The sequence below is a fragment of the Thalassobius sp. Cn5-15 genome (assembly GCF_022347685.1).
Taxonomy (GTDB): Bacteria; Pseudomonadota; Alphaproteobacteria; order Rhodobacterales; family Rhodobacteraceae; genus Thalassobius.
In genome coordinates, this window is the sequence record NZ_JAKRGF010000001.1 from 55,511 (window position 1) to 79,911 (window position 24,401).

A 24,401-nucleotide genomic window follows, 5' to 3' on the forward strand; every position below is an offset into this window, starting at 1 on the left:
CAATGCTGTTTACCCGTGCCCTTGTTAGCCCAACGTCAGGTGGACAACAAAAAAACAATTCAAAAGAGTGTTTTTCCTGAATCGATTCGTGTTTCAGGGCGACCTTTTGAAACCCCCATTCAATGTGTCACCAGCCAATTTAACGCCGCTGTATCGAAATAATTAACGTTTCACTAACGGTGGCTGTTTCATGATGATTCTGCATTTGAAAGGGGTAAGGTGTTCCAATTTTCATGACTCAAGGTTTTGAATATAAAACATTTTCCTCAGCATGCAGAAACTCTCTCTACTTCGAGGGCAGTGGTATAACAGCCAGTGGATCTGCATGCGTAGCACCTGTTCGTAAAACCAAGTCCTTTTCAAATGCACCTGTTCCCAAGCAAGATGCCAGTATGAGCACAACCGCTGCGAATAAGGCCAAGCTCTTTTTACTGGGCCCATTTGCGCTGCACGATGCAGCGGGCAAGAACTGCACGCCTAAAGGTAAAAAGGCTCAGGCGCTGATCGCGATGATTGCTCTGGCACCCCGACGTCAGAGAACGCGGGTTTGGCTGCGCGACAAACTCTGGAGCGAAAGTGACGAGCGCAAATCAGCGACCAGCTTGCGTCAAGTTGTTTTTGAACTCAGACGTGATCTTGGCTGGGCCTTCGATGCCATTTTTGACTTAGACCGACATTCTATCAGCTTTAAGCCCGGAGCCGTTTGGATCGATTATGATGCGTTGCAAGCTGATTTACACCTCTTGGAGACTCTCAATATTTCTTCTGACACCGATCTTCTGGAAGGGATTGATGTCAAAGATGAGGAATTTGAAGACTGGTTGTTGTTAGAGCGTCAGATCTGGCAAGAAAAATCAGAGTGCTATTTTTCCAGAGCCAGCGAGATCACTGAAATACCGCCGCAGAAGTCAGAGGTGTTTCGTCCGGCAGATGTATTGCCAGAGCCCCTGGCACGGTTTTCGATAGGTGTGCTGCCAAATATCGAACAGGGCTGCGACCAAACGACGGCCCACATTGCCGATTTCGTACTGGAAGGCATCGCGAAAAATGCAGCCGAATTGCATCGGATCGATCTGTATGACTTCCGGGATATGCAAATCCCGTCTGAAAGTATTGTCGGCGGGAATGAGGCCGACTTTTTAATGCGGGTGCGTGTTTTACAAATCCGCGCATCTATAACGATCACTTTTTTTCTCTATCATGCCGATCGCATGTCTTTGGCTTGGAGCCAGTCGATTCAGGCAGACATTGAAGATGTGCTGAGTTTTGACAGCTATGTACTCGCCGGGTTTGTGTCTCAGAACGTGGACCGGATGTCCAAGACGTTAACAACCCATCGCCGTGTGATGCGGGATGCAGACGCAGCGCGTGATCTGACTGGTTATACTGCCCTCAACATGATGTTTCGTCTGGACGATGAGGCTTTGAATAATGCCGAGAAGCTGCTGATTAAACATCAAACGGGCGCTGATGAAGCCTTGTTTGCGGCGCTACAAACCTACGCCGCCTCTTTCAAGATCGGTGAAAACCTAGGGCATTTGGATTTAGCCACAGCGTCGGATACGGCGCAACTGGCACGCCATGCTTTGAATCAAAATCCATTCAACGCGATCTCTCTGGCCTGTTTGGGGCACACAATGGGCTATGTGTTTCAAGATCATGCACTAGGCGCCGAGCTTCTAGAGCGTGCGCTGAACTTGAACCCAAATCAGGCTTTTGTTTGGGACCATTATGCGCTCAATAAGCTGTATTCCGGGGATTATGATGCAGCACATGATGCGGCCAAGCGGGCGGTCTATTTGGGCAGTTTCAGCCCGATGTGCTTTAGCTATGAAACCACATTGGCGATGACGTCTACGATGCTGGGGCAGCATGGGCCAGCGATCCAGTCTAGTCGGAGTGCACTCCTCAAGCAGCCACGATTTGGGGCGGCGCTGCGGTATTTGCTCGTGAGTCTGACTGCGACGGGGCAAGACGAGGCGGCTGAGGGAACGTATAAAGACATTTTGAAATTTGATGCGGCCTTTGCCGATGATGAGATCCGTAAAGCGCGGTTCCGTATCGCGGACCCGAAATTGGAAACTCAAATTCTAAATAAAATAAGCAACTTCAAATAATAGGACACAATATGATTGACCACGATATCCTTTCCAAACATCGATTTACGGTCACGTCCACTGGATTGGTTTTGGATGATGAGGCGGAAAACCCTGTTGCGGACCCTGCGGTGGGTGCTGCGGCTGGGTCGGCGCTTTCGTTGAATCGGAATAGAAACCGAAATCGGAATCGCAACAGGAACCGCAACCGCAACAGGAACCGAAATCGCAACAGGAACCGCAATAGAAACCGCAACCGGTCCTTGGATGTGGTCGCCAGCGGTGGAATGCTGGAACCCTGGCGGGAGCGCGAGAAATTATACGCTCTGCTTGCGGAATGGAACAACCTGCCGGTACCTTTACCACCATCCCCTGAACAGCTCAGGATTGAGGCAGTCGAATTGCTGCGCAAGCAAGTGTTGCTGCAAACAACAGATCAAAGCCGCCGCATTGATGAAATTTTTCGGGAAGCTGATATTGAGCTTTCGGGGTATTTACGCCCTTTGGGCATTGAGTCTTTGGGTGGATACGAAGCTACGGAAAGTTTATTTTATCTGATCCTCGCGCTCACAGATGAGATCGGTTTGCGCTATAAAGCGCGCTACAATGTGTTGCGCCCAAATCAGGTAGAGCCACGGCTGAGACCTATTTTGGCCAACCCAGCACACCAATCTTATCCATCCAATCATGCGTTCCAATCATTTTCGATTGCCTTTTTGTTCTCGCGCATGCTTCCGGAACATCCGGGAAGCTCGGAACTGTTCAACAGCGCGCGACGCATTGCAGAGAACCGAGAATGGGCTGGATTGCATTATGCCTCTGATACTGAGGCGGGCTATCAACTGGCCCGGATGATTGCCCCTGTTTTGGAAAAAGTAATTAAAGATCAAATGCTTGCTGCTTTGGAGGAGTGGATTTAATGAATACAATTTCTGCAAACCTAACCGGTAACGCGCTTTACCCAAACTACGATGCGCTTTGGCACCTCCATGCAATGGGTATTCTTGATCAGGGCAACGAACCTAAAGGGTGGTCGCTCTCTAAGCCTCAGAAACCAACCCGCGTTGCGGTGATTGATACCTCTGCAGCGATTGAGCATCCTAATCTGCAAGAGGCTATCAACAAAGAATTATCGCTTGATTTGTTTTCAGCGCGTTTGGGGTCATTTCCGTATCGTGGTGAGGGCAAGACCCCGATCGATAATCTAGATCTAAATTGGTCAACGAATATAGCTGACGGCTTGCCGCGTACTGTTCGGCTTTTAGCCGAATTTGTTGATCGGCTCTCACATGGATCCCCGGCGCATTTCTCCGGTGTACAGCCCTGCACGGATCCTGCGTTTTCAAATCATGGCACGAGTATCGCCGGACTGGTTGGTGCACGCGCGTGTATGGCAGAGCAAAAATTGCCAAATGGTTCAACGGCGCCTCTGCCATTGCCGTATTGCGGAGTCGATCCGATGTGCGAAATCGTTCAGATTTCCACGAACTTCGATCCCGATCCGGAAAGCTTGCTGCTTGCTTTTCTCTATGCGGATTTGATCGACGCAGATGTGGTTCTGTTTCCTCGGAATATTGCCGATCCAACGCGTACCGTTCCAGAGCTTGGGGATGAACTTGTTTCAGGCGCGCCGCTTGGTGATGCAATACAACAGATTGCGCCACGGGCGGAGAAAGCCGAGCTTTGGTCTGAGCTTTCGGAGTTGATGGTCACCGTATCCCAGCATCGCCCCGTGGTCTGCGCCGCAGGGAATGCGAATGAAGACAATGCCATTTACCCAGCCAATCTGGCCAGTGAGCACAATGGGATTGTGTCCGTGGGTGCGTTGAATGCCAAGGGCGTGCGCTGCAGCTATTCTGTAAGCCGCAACGTAACGGTCCTGGCGCCAAGTGGCGATGCAGAAGTGTTTGACCGAACGCAGGTCCGGCTAGACGAACAGAACCCGAATTACGATCCGACTGGCGTGCCGACACCAAACGACAATCATCTGTATTCTAGCTTTGATTTGATCAGCACGGATGTACCGGGAAAAGCCGGGTATTCTGGCAGCCCCTTTGACAAGACGCCCACCGATGGCTCTCTGCGAGAGTTTGGTTCTTATTATTCGCGGTTTAGTGGGACCTCGGCGTCTTCTGCATTGGTTGCCGGTTTCCTTTCGTTGGCAAAATCGACCAATGCATTACAAGCAAAGAGTGGTATTGAGGCCAAGGCGTGGTTGCTTGCCAAGAGCGAGGAGATCACTGCGGATGGCGAAACGTTTTTGATGCCTGTTTGGTCGGGAGCGGCCGTTTTTCCAGATAGCTCAACTGAAGTATCTTAATTGGAAAAGCGACGTTGTCTGATTATTTCATTGCCAAAGTGCAAGATGATGAAAGCATTTGAGAAGCTGGTTCGTTCTGGCGTGCATTGAATGAGAACGTTCTCAGCAACTGGCTGGCTGGCATCATGCATGCCGCCAGCTTATCCACGACCTGCAAGGGGGCCTGATGGGCAAAGCCCTCCCTGAAGCAAAAACCGGCCCCCGAAGGCGCCGGTTTGTCACATCTTCTTAGCCTTAGGCGGGTCTCAGCCCTTCAGCACATTCAGTGCCTCGCCTAGATCAATCGCGCCATCATATAGCGCACGGCCAGAAATCGCACCGTCCAGCGCCGCGCCGCAGGCCTTCAGGTTGCGCAGATCGTCAAGCGAGCTGACCCCCCCCGAGGCAATCACCGGAATAGATACGGCGTTGGCCAGATCGGCCGTGGCCTGCACATTCGGGCCCTGCATAGCGCCGTCGCGGTTGATGTCGGTGTAGATGATCGCGGCCACACCTGCATCCTCGAAGGATTTTGCCAGATCTGTGACCATCACATCGGTCTCTTCCGCCCAGCCTTTGGTGGCGACACGGCCGTTGCGCGCATCAATGCCCACGGCGACCTTGCCCGGGAAAGCCTTGGCTGCTTCGCGGACCAGATCAGGGTTTTCTACTGCCACGGTGCCAAGGATCACGCGCGCCAGCCCCTTGTCCAGCCAGCGTTCAATGGTGGCCATATCGCGGGTGCCGCCGCCCAGTTGTGCGGGCACTTTGCACTGTTTCAGGATCTCCTCCACCGGTGCGGCGTTGACCGGCTCACCGGCGAAGGCGCCGTTCAGGTCCACAAGATGCAGCCATTCACAGCCAGCCTCGACAAATTCCAGCGCCTGTGCAGCGGGGTTGTCGTTGAACACGGTGGCTTGGTCCATTTCGCCTTTGTACAGGCGCACGGCATTGCCATCCTTGAGGTCGATCGCGGGGTAGAGGATCATCGGTGGTCCCTTTCAGAAATTGCCCCCGCCTTGTGCCCCCTGACCGGCGAAAAAGCAACGGCGCGCTGCCCCCTGACCCTATGTAAGTCTTGATCGGAATCGCGTCCCACGTTCACAGTGACCCTGTTTAGGGAGGAAACACGATGAAAAAGATGATTTTGGCCGCCGCTTTGACCATTGCGGGCGCGGCTGGGGCTTATGCTGATCCTGTTGAAGGCGTCTGGAAAACCGAGGAAGACGCAGGTGCTTACGCGCATGTGACCATGTCCAAATGCGGTGAGCAGATCTGTGGTGTGATCAGCAGCGCCTTCGATGCCAATGGCGCCGTCACCAGCCCTAATGTCGGCAAGAAGATTGTCTGGGACATGAACCCTGAAGGCAGCGGATCCTACAAAGGTGGCAAGATCTGGCAGCCGTCGACCGGCAAGATCTTCAAATCGAAAATGGCCCTGTCGGGGAACAGCCTGAAGGTTTCGGGCTGTGTTGGTCCGTTCTGCAAAAAACAAACCTGGAGCCGCGTGCAGTAATCACAGGCGTTAAGGTAAAAGAAACGCAGCATTCGTCACCGGATGCTGCGTTTTTGTTGGTCGAAAGGCCGGGCTGACCGAGTGACACTCAGGGTTTCCAGTTGAGGAAGTTCGCGATCAGACGCAGGCCAGTTTTCTGGCTTTTCTCAGGGTGAAACTGCATGCCCAACATGTTTTCGCGGCCCACAATTGCCGTGATCGGTCCGGCGTAATCCACATGGGCCAGCAGATGTGCAGGGTTGGCGACCTTCATGTGATAGCTGTGCACGAAATAGGCGTGATCGCCAGTCTTGATGCCATCAAACACCGGGTGGGGCGTGTCAATCACCAGATCGTTCCAGCCCATGTGTGGCACCTTCAGGCTGGGGTCAGCAGGGCTGATTTTGTCCACGTCGCCGCCGATCCAGTCAAAGCCTGCGGTTTCCTGATATTCCAGGCCACGCGTCGCCAGCATCTGCATGCCGATGCAAATGCCAAGGAAGGGTTGGCCGCCTTTGATCACCACCTCTTCCATTGCCTCAAACACACCGCGATGGTCAAAAAGCGCCTGACGGCAGGCCGGAAAGGCGCCGTCGCCGGGCAGAAGGATACGATCGGCTTTGCGGATCGTGTCAGGATCAGAGGTGACGACAACATCGCCCGCATTCGTTTCAGACGCCATGCGCTGAAAGGCCTTTTCGGCGGAATGCAGGTTGCCGCTTTCGTAATCTACAATCGCTGTCAGCATGGGGTAGGCCTTCTTTCGGGGAGCCAGAGGTCTGGCGAACTTAGATAGGTGGGGCAGGGGAAGGGGGCGCTGCCCCTTTTGGCTCATCAAAGATGCCCAAAGTATCCCCGGCACATTTTCAGACCAGTGAATATACGCACGGCACGAGGCCTTTCAATGATCCTCAAATACTCAAAACAGATCAAAGCGCGCCTTTGGTTGATGGGATCGCATCGGCCTTGCGCGGGTCGGTCTCTACAGCTGTGCGCAGGGCGCGGGCGACGGATTTGAAGGCGGCTTCGGCCACATGGTGGGCATTAAAGCCGTGGATCTGATCAACGTGCAGGGTGATGCCGCCATGAGTACTGAGCGCCTGAAAGAACTCGCGCACCAGTTCGGTGTCGAACGTGCCGATTTTCTGCGCTGCAAACGCGACGTTCCAGATCAAGTAGGGGCGTGCAGAGAGATCGAGCGCGCAGCGGACCTGAGCGTCGTCCATTGCCAGATGGCAATCTGCGTAGCGGTTAATGCCCTTTTTGTCGCCCAGTGCGGCGGTCAGTGCCTGACCGATGGCAATGCCGGTGTCCTCAACAGTGTGGTGGTCATCGATGTGGTAATCACCCTTGGCGCGCACAGTCATGTCGATCAGAGAGTGACGCGACAGCTGGTCCAGCATATGGTCAAAGAAACCCACGCCAGTCTGGTTGTCGTACTGGCCAGTGCCGTCGAGGTTGATCTTGACCGTGATTTCGGTTTCTGCCGTCTGGCGGGTGATGGTTGCGGTCCGCATCTGGGCCTCCGTTAGCTATCGCGCTGCTTATAAGTCGCGGCGCGGCGCAATGAAAGCCTGCTGCGACGGTGGGCGCCAACTTGGGGGCAACCGTTGCGCCTGAGACGCGTGCGCTCAACCGATTTTGTGTTTGGTGCCGCCGCCGTTCAGACGGTTAAGGGATTTTGCCATCAGGTCGGGCAGCTGTTCGATGCGACGGCTGACCTCCACCGTGTCTTTGCCTTTGGCTGCCAGTTCGATGTTGACCAGCATTTCTTGCAGTGGGATCGCACCAAAGACGGCCGCGCTGGAGGCAAACTTGTGACAACGCTCCGCCACCTCTGGCAGCGGCTGTTCATGCTCGACCAGCCATTCCAGCAGGTCCTGCAGCTCTTCGCGCATCTGGGTCAGCAGCATATCATAGGCTTCACCAACGCTTTCACGCAGGGCTTTGTTCACTTCCATGTCGACCAGTTGACGCATCCGGTTCAGCCGCAACAGCGTAGGGCAGGTGTCATTGTTCGCCGCCGCCGCATGGTCGCGGATGATCCGCTGCAGATCGGGACGGAGCAGTGGTTTGGGCAGCACATCCTGCATGCCAAGCCCCAGAAATTCGGTCACGTTTTCCGGCATTACGTGGGCGGTCAGCGCAACGATTGGGCTTTTGGCCGAGGGGCCCTGACCCGCGCGGATTGCACGTGTCGCTTCGCGCCCATCTAGGACCGGCATGGAGATGTCCATCAGGATGAGGTCAAACTCTTCCTCGCTGGCCTTTTCGACGCCGGATTGGCCATTGTGCGCCTCTTCGACCAGATGGCCTTCACGGATCAGCATGGCGCGGACCACATCGCGGTTGATCTGGTTGTCCTCGACCACCAGAACTTTCAGCATATCGGTGGTGTTCTGATCCACCGCATCCTCAACCTGTGGCGCGGGGGGCGTCTCGGCTTCGGGCGCGTCACACTGCAGCATGGGCAGACGAAGGGTGAAGGTGGTGCCTTCGCCAAGGGTGCTTTCAACGCTGATACTGCCGCCTAGCGCTTCGCTGATGCGGCGCACGATGCCGAGGCCCAGACCGGTGCCCTCGGTTTTGCGCGCGAAACTGTCGTCTTGGGTAAAGAAATCCTCGAACACGCGATCCAAAGCGGTTTCCGCAATGCCGATACCGTCGTCCTTGATGTGAATGACCACATCGTCCTGACCCGCCTTGCAGCGCACATCCACCACGATAGAGCCGTGTTCAGTGAATTTGGCCGCGTTCGACAACAAATTCAGCAGCATCTGCTGCACCCGGCCGGGATCGGTCTGCACCCAGCCCAGATCAGGGCCGGAATGGATCAGGGTCAGCGAATTGCCGTTGTCCTCCGCAGGTGGGCGCATGCTTTCGACCGCGCTGTCGATGATTTCGCGCAGGCGGGTCGGGCGGTATTGCACCAACGGTTTGCCGTCTTCGCAGCGGGCGATGTCTAGCACATCATTCACATGACCCAGGAGAATATCACTGGAGCTTTCCATATGTGTCAGATAGCCCTGCTGTTCCTCGGTCAGCTGGGTTTCGCGAAGGAGCGACATGTTGCCAAGGATGCCGTTCATCGGTGTGCGGATCTCATGGCTCATTACTGCCAGAAAGCGCGATTTTGCCTTCTCGCCAGCGCGGGCCTGATCGCGGGCCTCTATCAGGTCACGTTCGGCGCGCACGCGGTAAGAGATGTCGCGCACAAAGGCGATGTACATCAGGTGGCCATGCGTCTCGCTCTTTTGCAGGGCCATTTCAATCGGGAAGTGGCTGCCGTCGGCGCGCATCGCTTCCATCCGCACGCGGCCTTTGCCAACCATATGAAAGCCACCGCCATGGCTGACACGGTGCATGCCGCGATTGTGTGCGTCACGATGTTCTGGCGGCACCAAGAGGGTGGCAACATTTTGGCCCACGGCCTCTTGGTGGGAGAAGCCGAAGGTTTCGGTTGCGGCAGCGTTGAATTCTTCGATGACGCCGTCGGCGTCGCAGACGATCACCGCGTCAAGGGAACTGGCCATCACCGCATGCGTGCGTTCCCCTGCCGCGATCAGGGAAATGCGGCGCGCTTCAGATTGGCGGCGCAATTGATTGAAATAAAATGCTAAAAGAACCAGAGAGGTGGTCAAGATGAAGCCGATAACTCCCATGACCGTCAGTGTGGTCGATAGCGCCAGCTGGTCGTGATCCAGAAGAACGTCCAGATTGGTTTGACCTGCCGCTGCCATCGAACGCACATGCGGCGCCATTGCGACAGCGTGGTTTTCCATCTCGGGCAGGGCGGCGCGCAGGACGTTGTCGGGACTGCGCACGGCGGCGGCGCTGGCCCCAAGGTGGTTTGCCACCGCGTTGATTGCATCCTCAAATCCGGGGGCGGCGCGCAGGGGCTCATAGATCACGCCGTAGCGCAGATCGTCGATACGGTTTTGCAGAATGTCAAATTCGCGCCGCATGGTGACATAGTTGCTCCCAGATCCAAACGCGGCCTGCCGCACGGCGTATTGGTAGGACAGGAACTCCACCTCGGCCTCGTTCAGGGACCATTCTATGTCCTCGATGGTGGACTGGCGCAGCTGGCGGACGTCTTTGATTACCTTCAGCGTCAGCGCGGTCATCAAAATCAGCCCGATCAGCGACAAAAGCCCCAGCAAACGGGGATTGCCGATCACTCGCTGGGCGCTGGTGGGGCGTACGGCGTAAAGCTCTTCGTCGCTGAAATGTTTTGGCTTGGGGTTCGGTGGACCAAAGGCACGCGCCAGGCGGGCCAGCCAAGCAGGGCGGGGGACGGGTTTGGTGATATGCGGATCGATAGACACGGGCGCGACTTTCGCTGCAGTAGAACACAAACAAGTACAGATGGCTCCATTCGCAAAACCCGTGCCAAACGCCTGTGCTGCCCTCAGGCGGCCTGACGTCGAAACTGGAGTCAAACTGGACCCTGCGGCGATCCATGGTGCAGGTGCTCTCGGTGCCTTTGCAGACTACGGGGGGCTGTACCTGAATGCCGCAGGGTCAAGGATAGCCTGTTTTGCCCTTAATTTCTGCGCTGCAAAAGGCGGTCAGGGGGCGCATTTGGATGGATGTGACCTTACCAAGGCAGAAATTTGGGGGCGGTGGACCTCTTTGGTCTGGGTGCCCCCCAAAAAGAGAGCGGTGGTCAATGCTGCTGTGCAGCGGACGCAGAGGCTTGCCAAATTGCGACTCATCCTCCTAGGCTGACTGTACCGCAGGTTGTTGGTGACACGATCGGTTCCGCGTGTTCGGGGCTGGATTTTTTGGCACTGGTTCTTTCTTGGCGGTGACCTAGCTCAATACTCAGCCAGATGCAGCCTCTTGCTGCAGAAACGAAGGACATCACGACATGCAGCTTTCTGACACCCGCGAGATCAAGGCTGATCGCGAAACAGTTTGGACGGGGCTCTTGTCGGCGGAGGTGCTGGGCGCCTGTGTGCCCGGTTGCAAAGAGATGACCGGCAGCGCCGCTGATGGGTTTGAGGCCACAGTGGTGCAGAAGGTTGGGCCCGTGAAGGCAACCTTTAAGGGCGGCGTAACGCTGTCCGATATTGTCGAAGGTCAATCGCTCACTCTGACAGGTGAGGGCAAGGGAGGCGCCGCAGGCTTTGCCAAGGGTGCGGCAAAGGTTATGCTGGAGGATGGGCCAGACGGTGGAACCCGCCTGATCTATGAGGTCGAAGCCAAGGTGGGCGGTAAGCTGGCCCAACTGGGCAGTCGTATCATTGATGGATTTGCCAAAAAGATGGCGGATCAGTTTTTCCAGACCTTTCAGGAGGCGGTTGAAGAGCCTGAAGAAGGTGAGGATGCGGCGGAGGAGGTCGCAGAAGACACCCATAAGAAAGGGTGGTTCAAGAAAATGCTGGGCTAAAGCAGCCCGGTCATAACGCAAGTACCGAAATGCACATTGCAATGCTTTAGGGAGGGCACAATGACGAAACTGACGATGACCGTGAACGGTCGATCCGTGTCAGGAGAGGTTGAGGGCCGCACGCTCTTGTCCACGTTCCTGCGCGAAAATCTGGGGCTGACCGGCACCCATGTGGGGTGTGACACCAGCCAATGCGGCGCCTGCACGGTGCATGTGAACGGGCTGGCAGTGAAATCCTGCACCATGTTCGCACAAGAAGCCGCAGGCGCAGATGTCGCCACCATCGAAGGACAGGCCGCAGCAGACGGCACGCTGAACCGCATCCAACAGGCGTTTCAGGATTACCACGGTCTGCAATGCGGGTTCTGCACGCCCGGCATGGTGATGGCGGCAGCGGCGTTGTTGAAAGACACCCCCAAACCCACCGAGGCCGAGGTGCGCCACCATCTGGAAGGCAACATCTGCCGCTGCACCGGTTATCACAACATCGTCCGCGCCATTATGGCGGCCTCAGGCCAGGACGTGGCGCCGGTGGCGGCGGAATAACCCTAAAACCAAGATCCGCTGCGCCATGTGGCGCGGTTTCATTGAGTATTTTCAGATCATTGAAAGGGAAGGGCAGGAGGAGGCCCGACCGTTTCTAGGGAGGATAATATGCCAAAGGATCAAGGCATTGGCGCGAGCAGCAAGCGGCGCGAAGACGTCAGGTTTCTGACCGGAACCGGCAACTACACAGATGACATTAATCTGATGAACCAAACCTATGCGCATTTCCTGCGCTCTGATGTGGCGCATGGTGTGATCAACGGGATCGACACTGCGGCGGCAGAGGCGATGGAAGGTGTGGTTCGGGTCTTCACTGCGAAGGATTTCGAAGGCGTCGGCGGCATTCCCTGCGGCTGGCAGGTGACAGACCGTCATGGGGAGCCCATGCAAGAGCCGAAGCATCCGGTTCTGGCCGAGGGCAAGGTGCGTCATGTGGGCGATCCGATCGCGGTGGTTATCGCTGAGTCGCCGGAACTGGCCCGCGACGCTGCAGAGGCGATCGATGTTGACATCACCGAACTGCCCGCAGTGATCGATATGAAGGCAGCCGTGGCCGATGGTGCCACGAAGGTGCATGACGATCTGACCTCAAACCTTTGCTATGACTGGGGTTTTGTGGAGGAAAATCGCGAGGCGGTGGATCAGGCGATCCAAAATGCCGCCCATGTCACCACGCTGGAACTGGTGAACAACCGTCTGGTTGCCAACCCGATGGAGCCGCGTGTGGCGGTTGGCGATTACAACCGCGCCAATGATGAGCACACGCTTTACACCACCTCGCAAAACCCGCATGTGATCCGCCTGTTGATGGGGGCCTTTGTGCTGGGTATTCCTGAACACAAACTGCGCGTTGTGGCGCCTGATGTGGGCGGGGGCTTTGGGACCAAGATCTTCCACTACGCGGAAGAGGCCTTTGTTACCTTCGCAGCCAAGGCGATCAATCGTCCGGTCAAATGGACTGCCTCACGGTCGGAGGCGTTTATTTCCGATGCCCATGGCCGGGATCACGTGACCAAGATCGAACTGGCGCTGGATGCAGAGCATAAATTTGTCGCTCTGCGCACCGACACCTATGCCAATATGGGCGCGTATTTGTCGACTTTCGCACCTTCGGTCCCCACGTGGTTGCACGGCACCTTGATGGCGGGGAACTATATCACGCCTTTGGTTTATGTGAACGTGAAGGCGGTCTTTACCAACACCGTGCCAGTGGATGCCTATCGCGGTGCCGGTCGGCCTGAGGCGACGTTCCAATTGGAACGCGTTGTGGATAAGGCTGCGCGCGAATTGGGCATGGATCCGGCAGAGCTGCGGCGGCTGAACTTTATTAAACCCGAACAGTTCCCCTATGACACACCCGTTGCCGTCACCTATGACACCGGCAACTACCACGCGACGCTGGACAAGGCGCTGGCGCTGACTGATTACGCCAGTTTTGACGCCCGCGCGGCAGAGAGTAAGGCGCGCGGCAAGCTACGCGGCTTCGGCATTGCGCACTATATCGAAGCGTGCGGCATTGCGCCTTCTAACCTTGTTGGGCAGTTGGGTGCGCGTGCGGGTCTTTATGAATCGGCCACGGTACGGGTCAATGCCACCGGGTCCATCGCGGTGATGACCGGCAGCCACAGTCATGGGCAGGGGCATGAAACGACCTTTGCTCAGGTGGTGGCGGATATGATCGGCATTGACGAAGCCCAGGTTGATATCGTCCACGGCGATACTGCGCGAACCCCGATGGGCATGGGCACCTACGGCTCCCGCTCTATCGCGGTGGGCGGATCGGCGATGGTGCGTGCGGCTGAAAAGGTCATCAACAAGGCCAAGAAAATCGCCGCTCACCTGATGGAAGCCGCAGATGCGGATATTGAGCTGAAGGATGGACAGTTTTCGGTCGCGGGCACGGATAAATCCGTGGCCTGGGGCGACGTCTGTCTGGCCGCATACGTGCCGCACAACTACCCGCTGGAAGAGATCGAGCCGGGGCTTGAGGAAACCGCGTTCTATGATCCGGCAAACTTCACCTATCCCTCCGGTGCTTACTTCTGCGAGGTAGAGGTGGACCCCGGCACTGGCAAGGTAGAGATCGTGGGGTTCACCGCTGCAGATGATTTCGGCAATGTTATCAACCCAATGATCGTCGAAGGTCAGGTACATGGTGGTGTCGCTCAAGGTATCGGTCAGGCGATGCTGGAAAGCTGCGTCTATGACGACAACGGCCAGCTGCTCAGCGGGTCCTATATGGATTACGCCATGCCACGGGCCAGTGACCTGCCAATGTTTGAGGTGGATCATTCCTGTCAGACACCCTGTACGCACAACCCTCTTGGGGTGAAAGGCTGTGGTGAAGCAGGTGCAATCGGTTCGCCCCCCGCATTGGTCAACGCAGTGATCGATGCCCTGCACCGTGGTGGCTACCCTGTAGACCATATCGATATGCCGCTGTCGCCATCGCGTGTGTGGAACGCGATGCAGTCGGTCAAGTGAGAGAGGACAGTCAGAATGTATAACTTTGACTTTGAACAGCCTGCGAACATCGAAGAGGCGGTTGCCGCCCTGAAGGATGAAGACGCACTGGCATTGTCCGGTGGCCAAACTCTCATCCCGTCGATGAAACAACGCCTGAATGCGCCAACGAAACTGGTCAGCCTGACCGCGATTGATGCGCTGAAGGGTGTGTGCCCTGACGGCGGTCAAATCGCCATTGGTGCCGCAACAACCCACGCCACAGTCGCGGCAGAGGCGACGGATTATCCTGCGCTGGCCGCTCTGGCTGGTGGCATTGGCGATCCGGCGGTGCGCAACCGCGGTACCATTGGGGGATCACTGGCCAACAATGATCCGGCCGCGTGCTATCCGGCGGCGGTGTTGGCGTCAGGGGCAACCGTCGTAACCAACGCGCGCGAAATCGCGGCGGATGCATTTTTTGACGGCATGTTCACCACTGCGCTGCAGGAGGGGGAGATCATCACCGATGTCCGCTTTCCCATTCCCGAAAAGGCCAGCTATCAGAAGTTCGAACAACCCGCTTCGCGCTTCGCATTGACCGGTGTCTTTGTTGCCAAATATCGCGATGGCGTGCGTGTCGCAGTCACTGGCGCATCCGAGGATGGCGTGATGCGCTGGGCAGAGGCAGAGGCGGCGCTTGGGACGACCTTCTCCGCAGCGGCGCTGGATGATCTGTCTGTCAGTGCTGATGGGTTGATCCACGACCTGCATGGCACACCAGCGTATCGGGCCAATTTGATCAAGGTTTTGGCCCAGCGAGCGGTCGAGGCAGCCCTGTAAACACAACGCTGTAAATATGGCGATTTGATGAATCGGCCACACAGACGTAAAATTATTATCACAGGTTAACCCCCGGCTCTTGTCGCTGGGGGTTTTCATCTCCTAATCAGCGCGATCGTACACGCTATTTGGAGCACCAAACAATGATCATCGAAATCTGGCAGAGTTTCCGCCGCACCCCTCTGTGGGTTCAGATCTGGGTTGGCCTGATCCTGATACCTATGAACCTTCTGCCGCTGGCCTTTCTGGATCAACCGAACGCCGGCCTGATCGCAGCCCTGTCCATCGGTGGAATGCTGCCCAACATGCTGATTATGGCGCTGGATCGCGGTATCTCCAAGGCGATGTCTATCTCGCACCTGCTCTTCTGGATCCCACTTGTTGTGATCGTGTCCAAAGAGCTGGCCATGGGAGAGCTCACCCCAGTTTATACTGCATTTTTGGGCATTCTGCTGATGGTGGACCTGGTGTCGCTGGGGCTGGACATCCCTGAGAGTATTAAGTGGCTGCGTGGTGAGCGCGCGATCGCCTGAGGGCAGGTCAATCCACAGGTTTGCGGGCGATCAGGTCAATCAGCGCTGACATGCCGGAATGACCGCGCCCTTCCTGTACCTCACGCTCATAGTCGTTGAGTGTTACAATGTCCCAGCCTGCGAAGGCGGCGCGCAGCATTTCAGGCGTGTAGAGGTTTTCGACAAACGGCGGCCCGCCGGTGCCGTGTTCTAGCTGTTTCGGTGTGTAGCCGTGCAACATGACGATGCCACCGGGTTTGGTCGCCTCTTTCATGCGCTCGAGCTGCAGCGCGCGCTCCTCGGGGCCGACAAACTGGATAAAGATGCCCGCAACGATGTCAAACTGCGCCTCTGGCCAAGGGTCGCGCAAGATATCGCATTGTTGAAAGGTGACATCGACGGCACGCTCATCCGCCAGCATCTCTGCCCGAGCGATGGCAGTGGGGGCAAACTCCAGCGCCGTCACCTCAAGGCCGCGTTCCGCCATAAAGACCGAATTACGCCCCTCACCATCGGCGACAGCCAGTGCGGTCTGACCTGCGACCAGATGATCTAAATGATCGCGCAGAAACTGCGCCGGCGCGGTGCCGAATAGGTAATCGTTTGTGCCTGAGTAGCGTTGTTCCCACATGTGCCTCATCCTTTCGGTGCGTGGTCCTGATAAATGCGGTCGTGCGCAGGCAATCAAGGGGCCGCAATAAAAAACGCCCCCGCAACTGTGGCAGGGGCGTTTTTAAATGCGTCTGATCCGGATCAGGCTTACTTGTTCAGCGGGCCGATCATCATGATCATTTGGCGGCCTTCCATCTTGGGCATGTTTTCAACCTTGCCCAATTCTTTGATGTCTTCGGCAACTCGCAGTAGCAACTCACGGCCCAAGTTCTGGTGCGCCATTTCACGGCCACGGAAACGCAGGGTGACCTTCACCTTGTCGCCTTTTTCCAGGAACTTGATCACGTTACGCATCTTGACCTCATAGTCGTGCGTATCGGTGTTGGGGCGGAATTTCACCTCCTTCACCTCGATGATCTTCTGCTTTTTACGGGCCTCGGATTCCCGTTTCTGCTGTTCGTACTTGAACTTACCATAGTCCATGATTTTGCAGACGGGAGGCTTCGCGTTCGGCGAGATTTCCACCAGGTCTAGGCCTGCCTCTTCGGCCATTGCCATGGCTTTGGCGGGCGAGACAACGCCGACATTTTCACCTTCTGCTCCAATCAGGCGCACTTCGGTGGCGCGGATGCGCTCGTTGGTGCGTGGGCCGGTGTCGCGTGTCGGGGGCGCGTTATGAGGTCTGCGGGCTATGGGTTCAATCCTTCAATCGTTGGCAAATTTGCGGGAGCAAACTTATCCCCGTCGCGACCAGTCTTCAAGCGGCAATAATGAAACTAGGGGGCAAATCTGTGTCTTTTCCCCCTAGAATGTCCCCGGGCGATGCGCTTTTTACAGGGCAATTCACAGGGCGGGTCATGCCGCTGCATTATATAAGGATTGATGTGATGAAATTTGTGATTGGTGTGGTGGTTGCTGCGGTTGCAGTTGTTGCGGGGTATTTGGCGCTGACCAGCCCGAACGACGAACAGGTGGCCGAAGTGCCTTCAGCAGAAGAGATTGCCGTTGAGGTGCAGGAAATTGCTGAAGAGGCGCCGCAGACCGCAGTGGACGAGGCTGTAGAAGCGGTACAAACCGCCGCAGAAGACGCCGTAGAAGGTGCCGCAGAGGCCGTTCAAGAGGTGGCAGAGACCGCCGTAGAAGGCGCACAGGAAGCTGCAGAGGCAGTGGCGGAAACTGTGACCGAAACCGTGACAGAGACCGTGGGTGAGGTTGCAGGCGACGTTGCCAGCGCCGCTGGTGAAGCCGCGACCGATGCCGTCAGTGATAGCCTGGCCGCTGTGAAGGGTGTGGTTGAAGGCGCGGGTGAGGTTGCCAGCGATGTGGCTGGTGATGCTGTTGAAGCGGTAACTGAAAATGCTGTTGTTGATGCGGCTAAGGATATGACCGGTGCGGTGACAGAAAAAGCGGTTGCTGTTGGGTCCAGTGCGGCAGAATTGTTTACTGTCGAAGGTTTTGATTTCGATAAAGCATCCGATTTCATCGCTGACTCGGAACTGAATGCGCTGGCACAGGTTGCCCTGACCAAAGGTCTGGAAACGGCCCGCGACAACCCGGAAATGCTGTCGGTTGCGCTTGAAAAAGCACGCATGCAGCTGGGCCTGTAATACCGCAACCATTCTGTTCGGTATCAAATCGCTGCCGCGTCCCATTGGGGCGCGGTTTTTGTTTCACAATCCATCTGCGCACTGGATCAGCTGGCATCCCGCCAAAGAAAAACCGCACCCGAAAGGATGCGGTTTTCGATGTTGCAGCGATCCCGACAGGTGATCAGTCGAGGAAGGCTTTCTCAACCACGAAATGCGCAGGCTTGGAGTTGGCGCCTTCTTCCAGACCGTAGGTGTTTTCAAACAGGTCTTTCAGTTCCAGGTTAAACGCCAGATTGCCACAGATCATCGCGCGGTCGCTTTCAGGGTTCAGCGGCGGTACACCCAGATCGGCAAACGCTTCACCAGAACGCATCAGGTCGGTGATCCGGCCCATCTTGGCGCTCTCTTCGCGGGTTGTGGTGGGGTAGTATTTGATCTTCTTCCAGAAGCCTTCACCAATCACCTCGTTCAGCAGTTCGTCGTCCTTCAGGCCTTCGATCAGTTCACGACCATAGGTCAGCTCACCCGCTTCGCGGCAGGTGTGGGTGATGATCACCTCATCATAGTCCTCATAGGTCTGCGGTTCGCGCAGCAGCGAAGCGAAGGGCGCAAAGCCGGTGCCGGTGGCAAAGAACCAAATGCGTTTGCCGGGGAGCAGTGCGTCATGCACCAGCGTGCCGACTGGTTTCGGGCGCAGGATGATTTCGTCGCCCACTTTGATGTGCTGCAGCTTAGAGGTCAGCGGGCCGTCCTGTACCTTGATCGAGTAGAACTCCATCTCTTCATCCCACGACGGAGAGGCGATGGAATAGGCACGCAGCAGCGGCTTTTGTTTGCCAGTCTTGGGATTCACATCGCCCATCAGACCGATCATCACAAACTCACCAGATCGGAAGCGCAGTGACGCCGGGCGTGTGCAGCGGAAAGAGAACAGGCGGTCGGTCCAATGCTTGACCTCGGTTACAGTCTGGGCATCGGGGAGGGCGGGCGCCTTGGGCGCTTTTACGTCAGCAGCTTCGGTCACGGTTGATGTCTCTGTCATATGCGGTTTAGCCGATATTTAAACCGGCATCCTTTATCTATCTTTGATCCATGTCAGATGAAAGGCAGGATCAGATGGGGTCAGGCAACCGTCGCGGGCAGGGGCAGCATGCAGGTGACATGCGGCCAGCTGGCGGGTTGCCTGCTATTTAACCTGTGCGCAGGCGATTTTGGTAGTCGTTTGCCCGCCAGTCAGCGCGGAAGTTCCATTCGCCTTCGGGCTGACGCGCGGCCAGTTCGTCGCTGATTTCCACCTCGTCAAAGCCGCTGCGGCGGGCCATGGCGTATTGGTCGGAAATCACGTGACCTTTGGCACGCAGACGACCGGTGTAGCCCAGCAGGCGCAGGTGACGGGCGATGGTGAAACCGCGGCCATCAGCAAAGCTGGGGAAATCCACACGGACCAGCTGGATCGAATTCAGACGGTCCTGCAGCAGGGTGGGATCATCATCTGACGCCAGATCCACTGCAATTGCGTTTTCAGACTCTTCCAGTGCTGCAATCGGACCAACCCAGTCATCGTTGGCAAAGCCTTTATCGCTTACGATCACGCTCATTGTTGCGCTCCAATTCTTACCATTTTGCCGTCCACCATGTGGATTCCGCATTCTTCTTTTTCACTGCCGCGCCAGCGGCCTGCACGTTCATCTTCGCCCGGTTTCACCTTCGAGGTACAGGGCCGGCAGCCGATCGACGGGTAACCTTGGGCGATCAGCGGGTGCTTGGGCAGGCGGTTGTTGATCAGGTAGTCCTGAACGTCCTGCTTTTCCCAATGCGCCAGCGGGTTCACCTTGATACGCTTATCCTCTTCGTTCTCAAAGAACTCAAGGGCGGCGCGGCTGCCTGCCTGAAACCGTTTACGTCCTGTGATCCACGCGTCAAACCCGCCAAGAGCCTTTTCCAAAGGCCGGGTTTTACGCAGATCGCAGCACGCGTCAGTGTCGCGTAGGTGCAATGCGCCAAAAGGGTCCTGTTCGGCCACCTCCCCGGCGTCGGCGTGGATCACGCGCACATCGGTGAGGCCCAGTTTTTCTGCCACATCACGCTGATAGTCCAGCGTTTCAGGGAACAGCATCTGGGTGTCAATGAACAGCACCGGCGTGGTGGGGTCCACCATCGCCACAAGGTGCAGCAACACGACGCTTTCAGCGCCAAAAGACGAAACCATAGCGATGCGACCCACCTGCGGGTCTGTCATCGCCCGTTTTAACACCGCGCTGGCCGCATGGTGCTGATAGCGCTGGTTCAGGTGTTCAACCCGTTCCGAAACGCGTTGCAGGGGGGCCTCAAGCGGCATTTTTCTTCGCGGCCTCCGGATAGAGCGCGGCTTTAAACGGATCCGGACCCAGACGACGGTAGGCGTCGAGGAAGGTTTCGTTTTCATCTTCGCGCTGCGCGAGATAGGTGGTGATGATGGTCTCAATCGCCGTCACAACCTGATCATAGGCGAAACCGGGGCCGACACGCTGACCGATCACCGCATCCTCAGTGCCGTCACCACCCAGCGTGATCTGGTAGTTTTCGACGCCAGCACGGTCGAGGCCAAGGATACCGATGTGTCCCACGTGGTGATGACCACAGGCGTTGATGCAGCCCGAGATTTTGATCTTCAGCGGGCCGATCTCATGCTCCAGCTTCAGCTCCTCGAAGCGTTCTGCAATCTCTTGCGCAACGGGGATCGAGCGGGCGGTTGCCAGCGCGCAGTAATCCATGCCGGGGCAGGCGATGATATCGCTGATCAGACCGATGTTGGCGGTGGCCAGACCGGCCTCTTTCAGTGCGGCGTGTACGCGGGGCAGGTCTGCCTTGTGTACATGCGGCAGGATCACGTTCTGCTCGTGGCTGATACGCAGTTCGCCGTGACCGTATTTCTCGGCCAGATCGGCCATGACGCGCATCTGATCGCTGGTCGCGTCGCCGGGCGTTTGGCCATGCGCCTTGATCGAGATCGATGCGATGGCATAGCCGTCCGCTTTGTGTGCTGACAGGTTGGTGTCAGCCCAGGCGCGGAATACCGGATCGTTGGCGTAGGCCTGATCATAGGGTGCGACGTCTTTGCTGACAAACTCGGGCGCAGCAAAATGCGCCTCAATTGATTTCAGCATCTCTTGATCAACCCCCGCAAACAGCGGACGGATCGCGGCAAACCTTTCCTCAACACGGGCGCGCACCTCATCCAGACCGTTTTCATTCACGGTGATCTTGATGCGGGCCTTGTACTTGTTATCACGGCGTCCCAATGTGTTGTAGACCGACACAATCGCCTCGAGGTAGGGCAGCAGGTCCGCCTGCGGCAGGAACTCATTGATGACCTTGCCCACAACCGGCGTGCGGCCCAGACCGCCACCCACGATCACCTCATAGCCTGCAACACCGTCGCGCTCCACCATGCGCAGACCGATGTCATGGGCACGGGTCACAGCGCGGTCGTTTGGGGAACCGGTGATGGCGATTTTGAACTTACGCGGCAGGAACTGGAATTCCGGGTGATCGGTGGACCACTGACGGATCAGTTCAGCCACAGGACGCGGATCGGCGATTTCATCAGCAGCGGCACCGGCGAAATGGTCGGCGGTCACGTTGCGGATGGTGTTGCCCGAGGTTTGGATCGCGTGCAGGTTCACTTCTGCCAGACTGTCGAGGATATCCGGCACGTCCGGCAGTTTCGGCCAATTGTACTGGATATTCTGGCGGGTGGTGAAGTGGCCATAGCCCTTGTCCCACTTGTCCGCAACCAGTGCCAGCTGACGCATCTGGTCGCTGGACAGGGTGCCATAAGGGATCGCCACGCGCAGCATATAGGCGTGCAGCTGCAGATAAAGGCCGTTCATCAGGCGCAACGGTTTGAACTCATCCTCAGTGAGGGCGCCGGAGATGCGGCGTTCCACCTGTGCGCGAAACTGGGCGTTGCGCTGTGCCAGAAAGGCATCGTCGAAGTCGTTATAGCGATACATTAGTGCACCTCTGCCTGTTTGCCGTGAAAGTAGTTGGACGGGCCAGTACGGCGGAAGTCCTCACGGAAGTGGGTGGGTTCGGGGCCTTGTTCGCCCGGCTTTACGTCTGCCAGATAGGCACCGACGATGACGTCTTGTTGACGCGATGCTTCGATCAGACGGACCTCGGCATGGGCCTGGTCTTCCAGTACCTCAGCCTCACACATTTCGCGCGACCAGCTGTCCTGGGCGGTGAAATATACGACATCGCCTTCCAAAAGGGCGTTCGCGGTGATGACTTTGGGTGTGAAGGGACGGGGCATCTGCCTTCTCCTTAAGTTGACTTGGTCTGTATATAGAAAAAAATCCCCTCATTACGCTATTGGCCGGAACAAATAAGGACTTTATCCAGAGCGTCAGATCAAATACGAATACGCTGTTCTAAAAAATCAGGTGGGACCGAAATGACAGTTCGCTTGGATCAGACCGATCGCAAAATCCTGGCAGAGTTGCAGAGTGATGCAGGTCAATCGCTGGATGAAATCGCCCGTAAGGTGGGGTCTTCCAAGACGCCGGTGTGGAATCGCATTCGCAAGATGCGCGAAGCGGGCGTTCTGGGTCAGCAGACTGTGGTTCTGGATGCGGAAAAACTGGGTTTTGATGCCTGTTTCTTTGTGCTGATCCGTACCTCAGAACATGAGGCAGAATGGCAGCAGAAATTCCTGACCGCGCTGCAAAACCGCCCCGAGGTGCAGGAAGCGCACCGTCTGGCCGGTGACATCGACTATATCCTGAAGGTGCGGGTGCAGAACGCGCGGGCCTATGACGAATTTTATCAGGCGCTGATTTCCGAAGTGAAGGTGCATAACGTCACCGCGCTGTTGTCGATGGAAGAGATTAAATCAACGACGGAGTTGCCGCTGTGAGTGATGCGAAACCAGTCGTGACGATTGAGTACTGCACCGGCTGCAACTGGCTACTGCGCGCTGGCTGGATGGCGCAGGAGTTGTTGCAAAGCTTTGGTGAGGATCTGGGCGGCGTGACCTTGGTGCCGGGCTATGGTGGCACCTATGAGGTGCGGGTGGATGGGCATCTGCTTTGGGAACGCAAACGCGACGGCGGGTTTCCAGAGGCCAAGGAGCTGAAAAAGCGCCTGCGCGATCAGATCGACCCCGAACGGGATATGGGGCATCTGGATCGGTAACCTGTCGCCTGAGACACCGCGCTTACTATTAAGCGCCCGCCCAACAGGCACTGTTGGGCCGCGCCGAACCGCCCCCACGGGGCGGCGCGATTGCGCCTCCCCTCGGTTCGGGGCTAAGGTTCAAACCGTGGAATGTCTCAGGGTAGGAGGCAGTTCGTCTTTGGTTTCAATACGTCACCCGCAACCCGCTCAGCCCGTGAAAATGGTAGACATCCCCGTACTGTGGCGCACCGTCCAGTTTCAGACCAGGCAGCCGTTCAAACAGGATCGGCAGCGCGATCTTCAACTCCAGCCGTGCCAGTGGCGCGCCGACGCAGAAATGCACACCACTGCCGAAGGCCACATTGGTGGCGACGGGACGGGCAGGATTGAACACCTCTGGATCATCCCACTTACCCGGATCACGGTTTGCCGCCCCTAACAGAAGCGCCACCTGATCGCCGCGCTTAAACGTATGGCCTGCCACCTCTACCTCTTCATAGGCGTAGCGAGTGAACATATGTAACGGCGGATCGAAACGCAGCGATTCCTCGATGGTGCCGTCAATCGCCGCGTTCGATAGGACATCCAGCGGGGTTTTCTGTTCCAGCAGTGTCTTCACCGCGATGCCCAGCGAATGCACCGTCGCCTCATGGCCTGCATTCAACAGTAGAATACAGGTGGTGATCAGCTCATCCGTGCTCAGCTTCTCGCCACCTTCTTCGGCCTCAATCAGGCTGGTGATCAGATCATCACCCGGCTCACTGCGACGTTGGTCGATGTAGCGGATCATAAAGTTCCGAAACGCGGTCGAGGCGCGCATCGCCGCATCTTCAATCGCACGCGTGCGACGGGCCTGATACATCGCCACCATCGCATTGGACCACGCCAACAGATCATCCGCCATGGTCTCCGGCACGCCCAAGAGACGGCAGATCACCACGACCGGGACGCGGGTGCAATAAGCTTCCAGCAGGTCACATCCCTCCACAGGGAGGTCGTCAATCAATTGATGGCACAGCGCCTCAATCTCTGGCCCCATCGCTGCAATCCGGCGCGAGGTGAACGCGCGCAGCACCAGCGAACGCAGGCGTTTGTGGCGCGGTCCGTCCAGCTCCAGCATCGAATGCGCCTCAATATCATAGAAAGGACGCAGACGATCGGGGATTTCGGAGGCAAATTCTGGCGGGCATTCGCGACCGAACCGGCGATCCTTGAACAGCATCATCACCACCGCATAGGACGTTGCGCAGATCAGGTTATAATCCTCCCAGAAGACCAGCGGCCCTGCATCACGGGCGCGGTCATAAAAAGGGTAGGGGTTTTGCACAAAGTCGGGATCGGTTGGCGATTGGCTGATGTGTTTCATGACGTGTTGCTAGTCCAAGCCCTCTGGCCTTTGCAAGCCTGTGCGG

At 56.8% G+C, this 24,401-nt stretch carries 24 protein-coding genes; 12 read left to right on the plus strand and 12 right to left on the minus strand.

All coding sequences use genetic code 11. The features are described from left to right. The first annotated feature begins 392 nt into the window (after window positions 1-392). From MHM86_RS00260 to MHM86_RS00270, 3 genes are read left to right on the plus strand one after another with little or no spacing between them, the layout of a single operon-like run. Window positions 393-2,117: a transcriptional regulator gene (locus tag MHM86_RS00260; protein WP_239194561.1), complete on the plus strand. Its 1,725-nt coding sequence runs from the start codon at window positions 393-395 to the stop codon at window positions 2,115-2,117. 11 nt (window positions 2,118-2,128) lie between these two features. After that, window positions 2,129-3,016, plus strand: coding sequence for a hypothetical protein (locus MHM86_RS00265; protein ID WP_239194563.1), 888 nt, complete (start codon window positions 2,129-2,131; stop codon window positions 3,014-3,016). Continuing rightward, a complete protein-coding gene (locus MHM86_RS00270; protein WP_239194565.1) occupies window positions 3,016-4,416 on the plus strand; it encodes a S8/S53 family peptidase in 1,401 nt (466 codons plus the stop codon). The genes MHM86_RS00265 and MHM86_RS00270 overlap by 1 nt, the downstream gene beginning before the upstream one ends. A gap of 245 nt (window positions 4,417-4,661) precedes the next feature. Here MHM86_RS00270 and hisA read toward each other — a convergent pair whose 3' ends face one another. Next, complete coding sequence (gene hisA / locus MHM86_RS00275) at window positions 4,662-5,384, minus strand: 1-(5-phosphoribosyl)-5-[(5-phosphoribosylamino)methylideneamino]imidazole-4-carboxamide isomerase (protein ID WP_239194567.1); 723 nt, start codon at window positions 5,382-5,384, stop codon at window positions 4,662-4,664. A 143-nt stretch (window positions 5,385-5,527) separates the two neighbouring features. On the opposite strand from hisA, the gene MHM86_RS00280 reads away from it, so the two are divergent. Continuing rightward, the gene (locus MHM86_RS00280) at window positions 5,528-5,911 is read left to right on the plus strand and encodes a DUF2147 domain-containing protein (protein WP_239194569.1); all 384 of its coding nucleotides are present in this window, start codon (window positions 5,528-5,530) and stop codon (window positions 5,909-5,911) included. 88 nt (window positions 5,912-5,999) lie between these two features. Here the strand turns inward: MHM86_RS00280 and hisH are convergent, their stop codons facing one another. The 3 genes from hisH to MHM86_RS00295 form a co-directional block, all read right to left on the minus strand. After that, window positions 6,000-6,638 (minus strand): imidazole glycerol phosphate synthase subunit HisH, encoded by a 639-nt coding sequence (hisH, locus tag MHM86_RS00285; protein WP_239194571.1) that lies wholly within the window; start codon window positions 6,636-6,638, stop codon window positions 6,000-6,002. Between the two features lie 181 nt (window positions 6,639-6,819). Further along, window positions 6,820-7,407, minus strand: a complete 588-nt coding sequence (hisB, locus tag MHM86_RS00290; RefSeq protein ID WP_239194574.1) for an imidazoleglycerol-phosphate dehydratase HisB — start codon at window positions 7,405-7,407, stop codon at window positions 6,820-6,822. 114 nt (window positions 7,408-7,521) lie between these two features. Then, complete coding sequence (locus MHM86_RS00295) at window positions 7,522-10,218, minus strand: ATP-binding protein (protein WP_239194577.1); 2,697 nt, start codon at window positions 10,216-10,218, stop codon at window positions 7,522-7,524. A gap of 545 nt (window positions 10,219-10,763) precedes the next feature. Between MHM86_RS00295 and MHM86_RS00300 the strand changes: the two genes are divergently transcribed. The 5 genes from MHM86_RS00300 (at window position 10,764) to MHM86_RS00320 (ending at window position 15,649) form a co-directional block, all read left to right on the plus strand. After that, the gene (locus tag MHM86_RS00300; RefSeq protein WP_239194580.1) at window positions 10,764-11,285 is read left to right on the plus strand and encodes a CoxG family protein; all 522 of its coding nucleotides are present in this window, start codon (window positions 10,764-10,766) and stop codon (window positions 11,283-11,285) included. Window positions 11,286-11,345: 60 nt separating this feature from the next. Then, entirely contained in the window at window positions 11,346-11,831 is a 486-nt protein-coding gene (locus tag MHM86_RS00305; protein WP_239194583.1) for a (2Fe-2S)-binding protein, read from the plus strand. A 108-nt stretch (window positions 11,832-11,939) separates the two neighbouring features. Next, window positions 11,940-14,315 carry a xanthine dehydrogenase family protein molybdopterin-binding subunit gene (locus tag MHM86_RS00310; RefSeq protein WP_239194586.1) on the plus strand — a complete coding sequence of 792 codons (2,376 nt, stop codon included), beginning with the start codon at window positions 11,940-11,942 and terminating at the stop codon, window positions 14,313-14,315. Between the two features lie 15 nt (window positions 14,316-14,330). Further along, window positions 14,331-15,116, plus strand: coding sequence for a xanthine dehydrogenase family protein subunit M (locus MHM86_RS00315; RefSeq protein ID WP_239194589.1), 786 nt, complete (start codon window positions 14,331-14,333; stop codon window positions 15,114-15,116). Window positions 15,117-15,259: 143 nt separating this feature from the next. Next, window positions 15,260-15,649, plus strand: a complete 390-nt coding sequence (locus tag MHM86_RS00320; protein WP_239194592.1) for a hypothetical protein — start codon at window positions 15,260-15,262, stop codon at window positions 15,647-15,649. A 7-nt stretch (window positions 15,650-15,656) separates the two neighbouring features. Here the strand turns inward: MHM86_RS00320 and MHM86_RS00325 are convergent, their stop codons facing one another. Together MHM86_RS00325 and infC are read right to left on the minus strand one after the other, a co-directional pair. Continuing rightward, window positions 15,657-16,259, minus strand: a complete 603-nt coding sequence (locus MHM86_RS00325) for a cyclopropane-fatty-acyl-phospholipid synthase family protein (RefSeq protein ID WP_239194595.1) — start codon at window positions 16,257-16,259, stop codon at window positions 15,657-15,659. Window positions 16,260-16,387: 128 nt separating this feature from the next. Further along, window positions 16,388-16,933 (minus strand): translation initiation factor IF-3, encoded by a 546-nt coding sequence (infC, locus tag MHM86_RS00330; RefSeq protein WP_058317840.1) that lies wholly within the window; start codon window positions 16,931-16,933, stop codon window positions 16,388-16,390. Between the two features lie 194 nt (window positions 16,934-17,127). On the opposite strand from infC, the gene MHM86_RS00335 reads away from it, so the two are divergent. Beyond that, window positions 17,128-17,847, plus strand: coding sequence for a hypothetical protein (locus MHM86_RS00335; protein ID WP_239194598.1), 720 nt, complete (start codon window positions 17,128-17,130; stop codon window positions 17,845-17,847). 163 nt (window positions 17,848-18,010) lie between these two features. On the opposite strand, the gene MHM86_RS00340 is transcribed toward MHM86_RS00335, so the two are convergent. The 5 genes from MHM86_RS00340 to MHM86_RS00360 all read right to left on the minus strand — a co-directional run bounded on the left by MHM86_RS00340 (window position 18,011) and on the right by MHM86_RS00360 (window position 22,126). Then, window positions 18,011-18,871 carry a ferredoxin--NADP reductase gene (locus MHM86_RS00340; RefSeq protein WP_239194600.1) on the minus strand — a complete coding sequence of 287 codons (861 nt, stop codon included), beginning with the start codon at window positions 18,869-18,871 and terminating at the stop codon, window positions 18,011-18,013. Between the two features lie 148 nt (window positions 18,872-19,019). After that, the gene (locus tag MHM86_RS00345) at window positions 19,020-19,427 is read right to left on the minus strand and encodes a DUF934 domain-containing protein (RefSeq protein WP_239194602.1); all 408 of its coding nucleotides are present in this window, start codon (window positions 19,425-19,427) and stop codon (window positions 19,020-19,022) included. Next, entirely contained in the window at window positions 19,424-20,167 is a 744-nt protein-coding gene (locus MHM86_RS00350) for a phosphoadenylyl-sulfate reductase (protein ID WP_239194604.1), read from the minus strand. Before MHM86_RS00350 ends, MHM86_RS00345 begins: the two co-directional genes overlap by 4 nt. Next, entirely contained in the window at window positions 20,157-21,824 is a 1,668-nt protein-coding gene (locus MHM86_RS00355; RefSeq protein WP_239194606.1) for a nitrite/sulfite reductase, read from the minus strand. The genes MHM86_RS00350 and MHM86_RS00355 overlap by 11 nt, the downstream gene beginning before the upstream one ends. Continuing rightward, window positions 21,824-22,126 carry a DUF2849 domain-containing protein gene (locus MHM86_RS00360; RefSeq protein ID WP_239194608.1) on the minus strand — a complete coding sequence of 101 codons (303 nt, stop codon included), beginning with the start codon at window positions 22,124-22,126 and terminating at the stop codon, window positions 21,824-21,826. The genes MHM86_RS00355 and MHM86_RS00360 overlap by 1 nt, the downstream gene beginning before the upstream one ends. A gap of 141 nt (window positions 22,127-22,267) precedes the next feature. Here MHM86_RS00360 and MHM86_RS00365 point away from each other — a divergent pair, with 141 nt between their 5' ends. Beyond that, entirely contained in the window at window positions 22,268-22,729 is a 462-nt protein-coding gene (locus MHM86_RS00365; protein ID WP_239194610.1) for an Lrp/AsnC family transcriptional regulator, read from the plus strand. Then, the gene (locus MHM86_RS00370; RefSeq protein WP_239194612.1) at window positions 22,726-23,007 is read left to right on the plus strand and encodes a SelT/SelW/SelH family protein; all 282 of its coding nucleotides are present in this window, start codon (window positions 22,726-22,728) and stop codon (window positions 23,005-23,007) included. The genes MHM86_RS00365 and MHM86_RS00370 overlap by 4 nt, the downstream gene beginning before the upstream one ends. Window positions 23,008-23,173: 166 nt before the next feature. On the opposite strand, the gene MHM86_RS00375 is transcribed toward MHM86_RS00370, so the two are convergent. Beyond that, window positions 23,174-24,355 carry a cytochrome P450 gene (locus tag MHM86_RS00375; protein ID WP_239194614.1) on the minus strand — a complete coding sequence of 394 codons (1,182 nt, stop codon included), beginning with the start codon at window positions 24,353-24,355 and terminating at the stop codon, window positions 23,174-23,176. Window positions 24,356-24,401 lie beyond the last annotated feature (46 nt).

Bases quoted from the DNA above. Each gene is read 5' to 3' on its own strand.
- MHM86_RS00260 (WP_239194561.1), top strand. From the start codon at position 393: ATGAGCACAACCGCTGCGAATAAGGCCAAGCTCTTTTTACTGGGCCCA.
- MHM86_RS00265 (WP_239194563.1), top strand. From the start codon at position 2,129: ATGATTGACCACGATATCCTTTCCAAACATCGATTTACGGTCACGTCC.
- MHM86_RS00270 (WP_239194565.1), top strand. From the start codon at position 3,016: ATGAATACAATTTCTGCAAACCTAACCGGTAACGCGCTTTACCCAAAC.
- hisA (WP_239194567.1), bottom strand. From the start codon at position 5,384: ATGATCCTCTACCCCGCGATCGACCTCAAGGATGGCAATGCCGTGCGC.
- MHM86_RS00280 (WP_239194569.1), top strand. From the start codon at position 5,528: ATGAAAAAGATGATTTTGGCCGCCGCTTTGACCATTGCGGGCGCGGCT.
- hisH (WP_239194571.1), bottom strand. From the start codon at position 6,638: ATGCTGACAGCGATTGTAGATTACGAAAGCGGCAACCTGCATTCCGCC.
- hisB (WP_239194574.1), bottom strand. From the start codon at position 7,407: ATGCGGACCGCAACCATCACCCGCCAGACGGCAGAAACCGAAATCACG.
- MHM86_RS00300 (WP_239194580.1), top strand. From the start codon at position 10,764: ATGCAGCTTTCTGACACCCGCGAGATCAAGGCTGATCGCGAAACAGTT.
- MHM86_RS00305 (WP_239194583.1), top strand. From the start codon at position 11,346: ATGACGAAACTGACGATGACCGTGAACGGTCGATCCGTGTCAGGAGAG.
- MHM86_RS00310 (WP_239194586.1), top strand. From the start codon at position 11,940: ATGCCAAAGGATCAAGGCATTGGCGCGAGCAGCAAGCGGCGCGAAGAC.
- MHM86_RS00315 (WP_239194589.1), top strand. From the start codon at position 14,331: ATGTATAACTTTGACTTTGAACAGCCTGCGAACATCGAAGAGGCGGTT.
- MHM86_RS00320 (WP_239194592.1), top strand. From the start codon at position 15,260: ATGATCATCGAAATCTGGCAGAGTTTCCGCCGCACCCCTCTGTGGGTT.
- MHM86_RS00325 (WP_239194595.1), bottom strand. From the start codon at position 16,259: ATGTGGGAACAACGCTACTCAGGCACAAACGATTACCTATTCGGCACC.
- MHM86_RS00335 (WP_239194598.1), top strand. From the start codon at position 17,128: ATGAAATTTGTGATTGGTGTGGTGGTTGCTGCGGTTGCAGTTGTTGCG.
- MHM86_RS00340 (WP_239194600.1), bottom strand. From the start codon at position 18,871: ATGACAGAGACATCAACCGTGACCGAAGCTGCTGACGTAAAAGCGCCC.
- MHM86_RS00345 (WP_239194602.1), bottom strand. From the start codon at position 19,427: ATGAGCGTGATCGTAAGCGATAAAGGCTTTGCCAACGATGACTGGGTT.
- MHM86_RS00350 (WP_239194604.1), bottom strand. From the start codon at position 20,167: ATGCCGCTTGAGGCCCCCCTGCAACGCGTTTCGGAACGGGTTGAACAC.
- MHM86_RS00355 (WP_239194606.1), bottom strand. From the start codon at position 21,824: ATGTATCGCTATAACGACTTCGACGATGCCTTTCTGGCACAGCGCAAC.
- MHM86_RS00360 (WP_239194608.1), bottom strand. From the start codon at position 22,126: ATGCCCCGTCCCTTCACACCCAAAGTCATCACCGCGAACGCCCTTTTG.
- MHM86_RS00365 (WP_239194610.1), top strand. From the start codon at position 22,268: ATGACAGTTCGCTTGGATCAGACCGATCGCAAAATCCTGGCAGAGTTG.
- MHM86_RS00375 (WP_239194614.1), bottom strand. From the start codon at position 24,355: ATGAAACACATCAGCCAATCGCCAACCGATCCCGACTTTGTGCAAAAC.